The organism is Streptomyces hainanensis (assembly GCF_004348415.1).
GTDB lineage: Bacteria > Actinomycetota > Actinomycetes > Streptomycetales > Streptomycetaceae > Streptomyces > Streptomyces hainanensis.
On the sequence record NZ_SMKI01000303.1, the window covers coordinates 1 to 9,829 of the forward strand.

Consider the following 9,829-nt stretch of genomic DNA (forward strand, 5'->3'; position numbering starts at 1 on the left):
CCTCTCGACTGACCCACCCCGCCCTGGAGATCGACGCCATGCCCGAGACACCCGTCCTCGACTCGACCATCCACCACCACGAGACCGGCACCGCCGACGCCACGACGACGTTCGTCTTCCTGCACGGCAACCCCGGCTCGTCCCACTCCTGGCGCCACGTGCTGCCGGGCGTCGGCGCCGGCCGGCTCCTCGCGCCCGACCTGATCGGCATGGGCCGCTCCGGCAAGCCGGACCTCGCGTACCGGTTCGCCGACCACGCCCGCTACCTGGACGCCTGGTTCGACGCCCTCGGCCTGGACCGGGTGGTCCTCGTCGGCCACGACTGGGGCGGCTCCCTCGCCTTCGACTGGGCCGCCCGCCACCCGGATCGCGTCGCCGGCCTGGCCTTCTTCGAGACCATCATCCGGCCGATGGCCTGGGACGAGCTCTCCGAGCAGGCGCGCGCCCGCGCCGAGAAGATCCGCACCCCGGGCGTCGGCGAGGAACTCTTCCTGAAGCAGGACCTGTTCGTCCGCCAGGCGTTCACGGGCGGCGTGCTCACGCCCGTCTCCGAGGCGGATCTCGCCGAGTACCTGGCGCCGTTCCCGACCCCGGACAGCCGCCGCCCGGTCCTGGCCTGGGCCCGCCAACTGCCGCTCGGCGGCGACCCCGCCGACCTCGTCGCCCGCATCGAGGCGTACGACGCGTGGCTCGCCGACAGCCCCGAGGTCCCCAAGCTGCTCATGACGTTCGAGGGCTCCCCCACGCTGCTGATCCGCGAGGAACTGGCCGCCTGGTGCGCGCGGCACGTGGCCGCCCTGGAGACCACCCACCTCGGCCCGGCCGGCCACCACGCCATGGAGGACCGCCCGGCCGACATCGCCACGGCGATCTCCACCTGGGCCGACCGCCACCACCTGCGCTGACCGGCCGCGCCTCGTGGCCGGTGTGATCCGCGACTCTCCGACAGGTCGGGATCTTGCGGTGACCAGGCGTTGTTCCGCAGGCTTCACCTCGGGTCGCCGCGGACTCCCGGGCCGGGGCGGCGCGCAGCCGATCTCGGAAGGAACCCCGCATGAGCCGCGAACTGCCCGCGCTGTACGAGTGTCTCGACGACCGGTTCCGCGCCGGGCGGTGCATGAACGGTGACGCCGGCCTGGAGGTCCTGCACACCGGCTGCCGCTGGGTCGAGGGGCCGGTCTACGTGCCGGCCTGGCGGCAGCTGGTCTGGAGCGACATCCCCAACGACCGGCTGCTGCGGTGGGACGAGGAGACCGGCGCCGTCAGCGTCTTCCGGCGCTCCGCCGGCCACCCGAACGGCAACACGCTCGACCGCGAGGGCCGGTTGGTCACCTGCGAGCAGGGCAACCGCCGGGTCACCAGGACCGAACACGACGGCACGATCACGGTGTTGGCCGACCGCTGGCAGGGCAGGCGGCTCAACAGCCCGAACGACGCGGCGGTGAAGTCCGACGGCTCGATCTGGTTCTCCGACCCGGACTTCGGCATCACCAGCGACTACGAGGGCCACCGCGCGGAGAGCGAGATCGGCCGCAACAACGTGTACCGCGTCGACCCGGCCAGCGGTGAGGTGCGGCTGGTCGCCGACTGCTTCGGCGCCCCCAACGGCCTGGTCTTCTCGGCGGACGAGCGCCGGCTGTTCGTCTCCGACACCGGCTCCGGCGTCGTCCGCGTCTTCGACGTCCACGACGACGGCACCCTCTCGGACGGCGAGATCTTCGCCACCGCCCGCGAGGGCGCGCGCTTCGACAACATCCGCTTCGACGAGGACGGCCGGCTGTGGGTCGCCGCGATGAGGGACGGCGTCCACTGCTACGACCCGGACGGCACGCTGATCGGCCGCCTCCACATCCCGGAGACCACCGCCAACATCGCCTGGGGCGGCGCCAAGCGGAACCGCCTCTTCATCGCCGGCGACACCAGCCTCTACTCGGTGGTCATGGGCGTCACCGGCACCCACCCCACCGGCCCCGGCCGCCGTCGCTGGCGCGCCGCGGCCGGCTGACGCCGGGCCCGGCCGTTCGTCACAGACCAGGCGCGCTCGACCTGTCGGGGGCGGGACCGGGGCGGCGCAGCCGGAGCGCGACCGCCGCACCGAGTGCGACGGTGATCCCGGCGCAGAGGAGGGCGACGGTGCCGAAGGCCGAGGCGAAGGACTCGCGCGCCGCCGTCATGAGGGCGTCGGCCAGCTCCGGTGGCAGCGCCTCGGAGGCGCGCTCGGCCGAGGGGAGGCCGTCCCGGGCGGCGTCCCGCGCGGTGGGGTCGAGGTCGGCTGGCAGGCCGTCGGTGAGCCCGAACCGGTACAGGGTGGTGAGGATCGTCCCCATGATCGCGATCCCGAGCGCGACGCCGAGCTCGCCGCTGGTCTCGGAGAGCGCGGCCGCCGAGCCGGCACGCTCCTCCGGTGCCGAGGCGACGACCAGATCGGTCGTCAGGACCGTGGCCGGGCTCAGGCCGAGCACCGCGAGCGCGCCACCGACGACGACGATCCACAGCGGCCGGTCCGGCGCGGCCCGGGCGAGCACGAGGTAGCCGGCGAGCGAGAGGGCCGCGCCGGCGACGATGACCGCGGCCGGACCCCAACGACCCGCGAGGCCGGGCGCGGCCAGGGAGCCGGCGATCGCGGACAGCGCGATCGGCACGGTCAACAGCCCGGCCGGTAGCGGCGCGAGGCCCGCGACGGACTGGAGGAACTGCGGCACCAGGAAGTTGACCGCGGTGACGGTGAAGATGCCGACGGTGAGCACGAACAGCGCCGTCCGGAACGCCCGGGAGCGGAACAGCAGCGGATCGACGAGCGGGTTGGCGATGCCGCGCTGACGACGTGTGAAGACCGCGCCGGAGACCAGACCCACCGCCAGGACACCGAGGTTCAGGAGCTCGGGATCGACCGTGACCAGTTCCTTGAGCGCGTAGACGATCGTGATCAGGGCGACGACGGACAGCGCGACACTGGGCAGATCGACCCCGGCCGGGTCGGGGTCCCGGCTCTCGGGGAGCAGTACCGGCCCGAGGGCGACGGCGAGCAGCATCACCGGCACGGCGACGAGGAACACCGAACCCCACCAGAAGGCCTGTAGGAGCGCGCCACCGATCAGGGGGCCGACGGCGACGCCGACGGAGAACGTCGTCATCCAGACGGCGATCGCGAAGCTGCGCTGCCGGTCGTCGCGGAACATCGTGCGGATGAGGGCGAGCGTGGACGGCATCAACGTGGCGCCGGCGAAACCCAGTGCCGCGCGCGCCGCGACGAATCCCTCGGGACTGGCGGCCAGCGCCGCCCAGGTCGACGCCGCCGCGAACGCGAGGCTGCCGACCAGGAGCAGCCGCCGCCGTCCGACGCGGTCCCCGACGGCGCCCATGGTGACCAGGAACCCGGCGATCACGAACCCGTAGACGTCCAGTGCCCACAACCACTGCGTGGGGCTGGGGTCCAGGTCGGCACCGATGTGCGGGGCCGCGAGGAAAAGGACACTGGCGTCCATCGCGAGGACGAACAGCGGCAGTGCCAGCAGCGCGAGGCCGAGCCATTCGCGTCGTCCCGCACGTGGACTGCGCTCGTGTGAGGGCGGTATCGGCATGCGTCGACGTTAGCATACGATACGTATCGCATCTCAACCCCTGTTTCCCCGACAGCCCCGGGAGGCTGCGAGAGAATGAGAGGCATGGCGGAGCGGATGACCGGAAAAGGGCTCGGCGGGCGGCCGCGCGACGCCAGCATCGACACCGCCGCGCTCGACGCGGTGTCCGAACTGCTGGAGGAGTCGGGATACGGCGCGTTGGCGGTCGAGAAGGTGGCCCGGCACGCGGGAGTGAGCAAGACCGCGGTCTACCGGCGGTGGCCGACCCGTCAGCAACTCGTCCTCGCCGAGCTTCAGCGGCGACTCGGAGACGTGGCGCCGGTGGACACCGGCTGCACGCTGTGCGACCTCAACGAGGCGCTGGGGATGTTCGTGCGGACGTTCACCTGCATGGGACCGGAGTTCTTCAGTCCGCTCCTGGCGGACTGCTCGGCGGACCCCGCCCTGCGTCGGGAGTTCATGGACACCCTGTTCGAGCCGCCGCGCCAGGCGGTTCACACCACCCTCGCCCGCGCGGTGGAACGGGGAGACCTCCGCGCGGACGCCGACCTCACCCTCGTGGTCGACTCGCTCGCCTCACTCGTCCACTACCGCCTGCTGTTCGGGCACGCACCGGTGACCGACGAGGCCGTCGAACAGGCCGTGACCACACTTCTCGCCGGCGTCGCGCACGACTTCGACGCCCTTCGAGCCCAGGCGGCCAAGGCCGACGCGGAATCGGACCATCGCGTGGAGCATCACCACCACCCGGACTAGGCCGTTTCCCGCGCCGACCACCTGGCGCCGGTCCACGTCTCCGCGGTCCACGTCTCCGCTCGACGACCGGAGGGAGACGGCCGGGCTAGTCCTGCCGGATCACGTTGTTGCCCGGCCCGCCGGAGATCTCGTCCGCGCCCGGGCCGCCGTAGAGCCGGTCGTCGCCGCTGTTGCCGAAGATGAGGTCGTCGCCGGCGTCGCCGTGGATCTCGTCGTTCCCGGTGCCACCGTGGAGTTCGTCGTCGCCCTCGTCGCCGTGGATCAGGTCGTCGCCCTCCTGCCCGTAGACCACGTCGTTCCCCGGACCGCCGTACAGCCGCTCGTCCGCGGTGTTGCCGATGAGGGTGTCGTTGCCCTCGTCCCCGTACGCCTCACCGCCCGGCCTCGGGCGGAGGGTGTCGTTGTCCAGCCCGCCGTAGACCTCGAAAGCGCCGACGAGCGTGTCGCGCCCGGCTCCGCCGCTGGCTAGGTGGAACAGGCCGCTCATGGTGACGTCGTCGTCGCCGTCCCCGGCGATCACGGTCCCGATACCCGTGGTGCGGACCACGACGTCGTCGTCCCCGTCGCCGACCTCGATGTCGACACCCGGGATGTCGCCCACGCCCCGAATCAGGCAGTTGACCACGGTGGCGTCGGCCTCGTCGGGATGGAAGCAGTTCTCGCCCGGGCTGATCGGCACCGAGTCGTTGAACACGTAGTACCTGTCCGAGCCGTTGCCGGTGTCGATCTCCGTGACGACCAGGTTGTTCTCCTGACCGTCACCCGCCGTGTAGTACGCCACGTTCCACGCGGCCCACACGCTGGACGTGCCGGCCGCCGCGGCCGCGTCGTCCGCCGAGGCCGGCGCCGCCAACCCGAGACCGGCCCCCGCCAACGCGGTTCCGGCCAGGACAACAAGCCCTTTTCGCATGATTCCCCCCTTGTGATGACCCGCCCTGTTGGACTCCCGTCACCACCCTTCGGTTGTAGCGCGGCAGCGGACAGTTGACCTCAAGCCCCCTTGAACTCCTAGCGTCGTCCGTGTCGAGAGGAGTGCGATCATGACGACGACACTGGTGACGGGTGCGACCGGCAACACGGGCCGGCACGTGGTGGCGGAACTGGTCCGCCGAGGAGAACGGGTTCGCGCCCTGACACGCGATCCGGCCGCCGCCGCCGGGAAGTTCCCGGCCGGGGTGGAGGTGGTGGCCGGCACGCACACCGCGCCGGCCGCCCTGGGCGCCGACGTGCTGGACGGCGTCGACCGCCTGCACATCACGGTGACGTCCGGACTCGCCGAGGTCGGCCCCGAGTTGGTGCGGCGCGCCGTCGACGCCGGCGTGCGGCGTATCACCGTGCTGTGGGGCGGCGAGGCCGGTCCCGTCGAGAAGGCCGTGGCGGACTCGGGCGTCGAGTGGACCCGGCTGGAGCCGCAGGAGTTCATGTCCAACACGCTGACGTGGATCGACTCGATCCGGGACGAGGGCGTGGTGCGCGAGCCGTACGACATGCCGAGCGCGATCGTCCACGAGGCCGACATCGCCGCCGTGGCGGCCACCGCGCTGCTGGACGAAGGCCACGCCGGGCACGTCTACAACCTCACCGGGCCCGAGGCGCTCTCCCTGCGGGAACGGCTCGCCATCCTGGCGCGGGGCGTCGGCCGGGACATCGCCTTCGCCCCGATCACCCACCGCCAGGCCGTCGACCGCCTGATGGCCGCCGGCGTGTCCCGGACGGACGCCGACTACGTCATCGGCTGGTACGCCACGCCGCCGGCCGTCGCGACGACCGTCGACGACACCGTCGAACGCGTCACCGGCCGCCCGGCCCGCACGTTCGCGGAATGGGTCACCGAACACGCGCCCCTCTTCCGGGACGGGAAAGTGGCCTAGACGCCTAGACCGGCCCCGCCTGAGCGACTCCGAACTCGTCTGCCTCGCGGTCGCTCAGGCCGTACCGGGCTTCGCCGCCCGGGTCGCCCAGCGCGTCCTGGCCCTGTCCGGGCGTCGGGGTGGACGCGGACGTCGAACCAGCCGCGCCAGCGGCCGTCGGGTGGCCGCGACGATGATCCACGAGCGGGACGTGGGTCAGGTGGTGGGGCGAACGCCCCAGGCGTTCCGGAGAGCCGACCGCACGTCCTCCCCGAGCGCGACGTGCGTGGTCCCACCCGGCAGGACCGGCAACTCGGTCCAGTGAGTCACGGTTTCCGCACTGGCGAGGCCGTAGGGCAGACGGACGACCCCGTCGGAGTCGACGAAGCAGTCCCTGTGCTCCACCCCGTCCGCACCGCGGTGCAGCGTCGTGAAGTACATCGGCCTCACCAGCCAGAACTCCTCACCCGACGCGGTGTCGCCCTCGGCGGGATACCGGCCGGTGATCGCCGCCGCCACCGGCGTACCGCTGCGGGGCAGCCGCTCACGCGCGTCGACCCAGGTCACCACGCTGTTCAGACGCGTCATCCCTGCCCTCACCGGAGAAGGTGGTCGGCCTTGCCGGCCTTGATCTCACGGATCAGCGCGCCGAGCGCCTCGCGGCTGTCGGTCAGGTACGTCCCCTCCTGACCGGCGACGGCTATGTACGCACGCCCGTCGGCGTCGGTCCCGATCCGAAAGCAGTTGTTGCCCTCGGCACAGAAGGGTTCTTCCCAGCTGATGTCAGGCATGGCCCGGCTCCTTACAGGTCGCGCACGATGGAGTGGATGACGTCACGTGAGACTGCCGGCGTCAAGCATGCCTCGTCCATCCAGGCCAAGTGAGCTCGGTATTTGTCGAGTTGCGGCTCGGTGTGCATGAAATCCGGCCCATGTGCCGAGTCGAGTTGCGCGGTGTCCAGTTGGGGAACGACGCCCTCGGCGTAGAGCAGAGCGTGCCCGGCGCCGGGGAAGCTGCCACGTTCGACAGGAACTATCCGGATGGTGATGTGATCTCGCTCGCCGGCCTCGATCAGGGCATTGAGCTGGGTTCGCGTCGCCTCACGCCCACCGAAGCGCATGCGCAGGGCGGCCTCGTGTACGTAGCCAACGTAGTCGACTGGCTGTTCACGAGTAAGCACTCGTTGTCGCCCTATCCGATGAGCCACGCGGAGTTCGACCTCCAGCCGCGACAACGGTGGCAGCCCGGACGAGAAGACGCTGCGCGCATAGTCCTCCGTCTGGAGCAGGCCGGGTAGGTGCACCGTCTGAATCGTCTGGATACGCGTTGCGTGCCACTCCAGTTCGGCGATGTCCTGGAGTCCCGGCGAAACCCTTCCTCGGTATTCGTGCCACCAGTTGCCCTGAGCGGGTTCGGTGAGCCTCACCAGGGCTTCCACGTAACGTTCGTCGGTGCATTCACAGTGAATGGCCAGCGTGCGCAGCCGATCGGGCGCGATGGCGCGGGCCCCGGACTCGAAGTTCGAGATCTTGCCTCGATCCACGCCCAACAGTCCGGCGGCGTACTCGGCACTCATCCCGGCGCCGACACGTAGCTTGCGAACCTCCGCTCCAAGCCTCTTCTGACGCTGGGTGGGGGTTGTCCGTGAAGGCATGGGGCTCCTTCCCGCTCAGCCTGCCCGCGTCACACTACCTGCCCATGCGGGGCAAAGTTACCAAGAAGGGCTTGGCGCGGTTACCTTGGATGGCCTACCGTCGGTAGTGCGACGCTCACGCATGGCGAGTTGGATCGCTGCCCATGAGCGCGCCCGCGACCACTTCCACCTCTTCAGCAACGAGCGGAGTCGCCATGCCCGAAAACCTCTGCCCGCCGTCGTTCCCCTCGCTCCCGCAGCCCTGTCCGGACAACCTGGCCTACGCGCTCACCCTCCCCGCCGCGGCGGCCACGCCCGCCATCGCACGCGAGGCCACGGAGACCATCCTCGACGTCCACGACCTGGACGACCTGATCGAACCCGCGCTGATTCTCGTCAGCGAACTGACCGCCTGCGCATGCCATTTCACCCGTCCCGGCGACACCGTCCACCTCGACCTGCGTCACCACGAGAACCGGCTCCGCGTCACCGTCTTCGACGCGCACCCACGCCACGAATCCTGCGACCGGCTCCGGCACGCCGCCCTGCCGCTCACCCGCAAGGTCACCGAATCCCACCGCGGAGCGTGGGGCATCTCCGCCACCGAGCACCCCTGTACGGGCACCCGCACGTTCGCCACGTTGATGAACGTCCGCCGCCACTGGACCCCTGGGGCGTTCCCCAGCGGCACTCGGTAGAGGTCAGGGGGTGAGGGGCCCGTCCAGGATCAGCTCACCCGCGCGTTGGTCACCCTCCCAGGTGAACCCCGCGCTGTCGCGCGGGAGTCGCCCCCACAGCAGGAGGAACAGGTCCTCCGCCGGCCCGAAGAGGGTGACGACCGGGGCGCCGGGACCGTAGGTCCAGGAGCCCCCGGTGTCGGTCGCCACCAGCCGCAGCGCGGAGTCGGGGTACCGCGCACGGTCCCGGGCGATCATCCGAGGCGCCATCGTGTCGAAGACCTCGGCTATGCCGTCGGCGACCAACTCCAGGTCGAGCGGCCCGGGTATGCCGAGCGCGCGCTCGGCGTCCCAACGGTGCACCAACGTCTCCAGCGCACGGCGCCGCTGCCAGAACCCGACGGTGTGCGGCGGGTGGAACGTCCAGGCGCCGGTGGCGGGGTCGGTGTCCAGGACGTCCAGCAACACCGAAGCGCCCTTCTCGAACCACGGCACCAGCGCCGCGCGCTCACGCGGTGCCGGCACCGACTCGTAATCCCCACGCCGCTCGACGACGGCCGCGACCGCCCAGATGTTGTCCCGTCCCAGGTGGTCCGCCAGGTCGAGCAACGTCCAGTCCCCACAGTGCTCGATCGGCACGGCCAGATCGCCGTCGAGACACCGCCGAAAAGCGTCCAACTCGCGACGAAGGTGGCGAAGGTACGTGGCAGAGTCCATGCCACCGAACGTAGCGGAGCCGACCGCGCAGTCCGAGGGCCAGTCGCCCTACCGAACCGCGCTGCGGCAGCCCCGCGAAGGCGGGGAGCACAGGCCCATCTGGTGCACGTCCGTGGCGCTCTTGGGAACAACCCCGCGCGTGCGGGGAGGACCCCCGCAGCAGCCCGCCCGCGTTGAACCGCACGGGAACAGCCCCGCGCGTGCGGGGAGGACAGAGCAGCGCGCAGAGCTCACTGGCCCGCTGCGGGAACAGCCCCGCGCGTGCGGGGAGGACAGGTCGTGAGCTGGGGGTTTACGTCGGGCACGGCGTGTTTTTGCTTACTTCCGCAGGTTCCGACCTAACCGGCATTCCACCCAATCCGCTCCCCCACCCCGGCTGTTGATGGCAGTGGTTCCACTTCTACCACGCGCCGGGCATCGGTTTTCGGTAGCGGACGAATCGCTCCGTCCGGTGGAAGCCGACGCTTTCGTACAGTTCCCAGGCGCGCTGGGGGCCAGCCAGGTTGGTCCACAGGCGGATCTCGGAGGGATCGACACGCCGGGCCTCGGCCAGGGCCCGGAGGAGCAGTGTGCGGCCAAGGCCGCGTCGGCGGAAGGTGGGGTGGGGGCCAGGCC

The 9,829-nt window shown here is 71.1% G+C and carries 12 protein-coding genes; 5 read left to right on the top strand and 7 right to left on the bottom strand.

The features are described 5' to 3' along the window. Positions 1 to 38 precede the first annotated feature (38 nt). Both E1283_RS24520 and E1283_RS24525 read left to right on the top strand, forming a co-directional pair. Positions 39 to 905, top strand: a complete 867-nt coding sequence (locus E1283_RS24520; RefSeq protein ID WP_132820309.1) for a haloalkane dehalogenase — start codon at positions 39 to 41, stop codon at positions 903 to 905. Positions 906 to 1,054: 149 nt separating this feature from the next. Next, positions 1,055 to 2,005 carry an SMP-30/gluconolactonase/LRE family protein gene (locus E1283_RS24525; protein ID WP_132820310.1) on the top strand — a complete coding sequence of 317 codons (951 nt, stop codon included), beginning with the start codon at positions 1,055 to 1,057 and terminating at the stop codon, positions 2,003 to 2,005. A 19-nt stretch (positions 2,006 to 2,024) separates the two neighbouring features. Here the strand turns inward: E1283_RS24525 and E1283_RS24530 are convergent, their stop codons facing one another. Next, positions 2,025 to 3,581, bottom strand: coding sequence for an MFS transporter (locus tag E1283_RS24530; RefSeq protein WP_132820311.1), 1,557 nt, complete (start codon positions 3,579 to 3,581; stop codon positions 2,025 to 2,027). Between the two features lie 84 nt (positions 3,582 to 3,665). On the opposite strand from E1283_RS24530, the gene E1283_RS24535 reads away from it, so the two are divergent. After that, entirely contained in the window at positions 3,666 to 4,337 is a 672-nt protein-coding gene (locus tag E1283_RS24535) for a TetR/AcrR family transcriptional regulator (RefSeq protein ID WP_243745073.1), read from the top strand. 85 nt (positions 4,338 to 4,422) lie between these two features. Here the strand turns inward: E1283_RS24535 and E1283_RS24540 are convergent, their stop codons facing one another. Continuing rightward, positions 4,423 to 5,247 (bottom strand): calcium-binding protein, encoded by an 825-nt coding sequence (locus E1283_RS24540; protein ID WP_132820312.1) that lies wholly within the window; start codon positions 5,245 to 5,247, stop codon positions 4,423 to 4,425. A 130-nt stretch (positions 5,248 to 5,377) separates the two neighbouring features. Between E1283_RS24540 and E1283_RS24545 the strand changes: the two genes are divergently transcribed. Beyond that, entirely contained in the window at positions 5,378 to 6,208 is an 831-nt protein-coding gene (locus E1283_RS24545; RefSeq protein ID WP_132820313.1) for an NmrA family NAD(P)-binding protein, read from the top strand. A gap of 195 nt (positions 6,209 to 6,403) precedes the next feature. Here the strand turns inward: E1283_RS24545 and E1283_RS24550 are convergent, their stop codons facing one another. From E1283_RS24550 to E1283_RS24560, 3 genes are read right to left on the bottom strand one after another with little or no spacing between them, the layout of a single operon-like run. Beyond that, entirely contained in the window at positions 6,404 to 6,775 is a 372-nt protein-coding gene (locus tag E1283_RS24550) for an AQJ64_40280 family protein (RefSeq protein ID WP_132820314.1), read from the bottom strand. An 8-nt stretch (positions 6,776 to 6,783) separates the two neighbouring features. Then, complete coding sequence (locus E1283_RS24555; RefSeq protein WP_132820315.1) at positions 6,784 to 6,978, bottom strand: hypothetical protein; 195 nt, start codon at positions 6,976 to 6,978, stop codon at positions 6,784 to 6,786. 11 nt (positions 6,979 to 6,989) lie between these two features. After that, entirely contained in the window at positions 6,990 to 7,841 is an 852-nt protein-coding gene (locus E1283_RS24560; protein WP_132820316.1) for a helix-turn-helix domain-containing protein, read from the bottom strand. 194 nt (positions 7,842 to 8,035) lie between these two features. On the opposite strand from E1283_RS24560, the gene E1283_RS24565 reads away from it, so the two are divergent. Beyond that, positions 8,036 to 8,518, top strand: coding sequence for an ATP-binding protein (locus E1283_RS24565; RefSeq protein ID WP_132820317.1), 483 nt, complete (start codon positions 8,036 to 8,038; stop codon positions 8,516 to 8,518). Between the two features lie 3 nt (positions 8,519 to 8,521). Here the strand turns inward: E1283_RS24565 and E1283_RS24570 are convergent, their stop codons facing one another. Together E1283_RS24570 and E1283_RS24575 are read right to left on the bottom strand one after the other, a co-directional pair. After that, positions 8,522 to 9,214: a maleylpyruvate isomerase family mycothiol-dependent enzyme gene (locus E1283_RS24570; protein WP_132820318.1), complete on the bottom strand. Its 693-nt coding sequence runs from the start codon at positions 9,212 to 9,214 to the stop codon at positions 8,522 to 8,524. 400 nt (positions 9,215 to 9,614) lie between these two features. Next, on the bottom strand, positions 9,615 to 9,829 hold a 215-nt coding region (locus tag E1283_RS24575), incomplete at its 5' end, for a GNAT family N-acetyltransferase (RefSeq protein ID WP_132820319.1).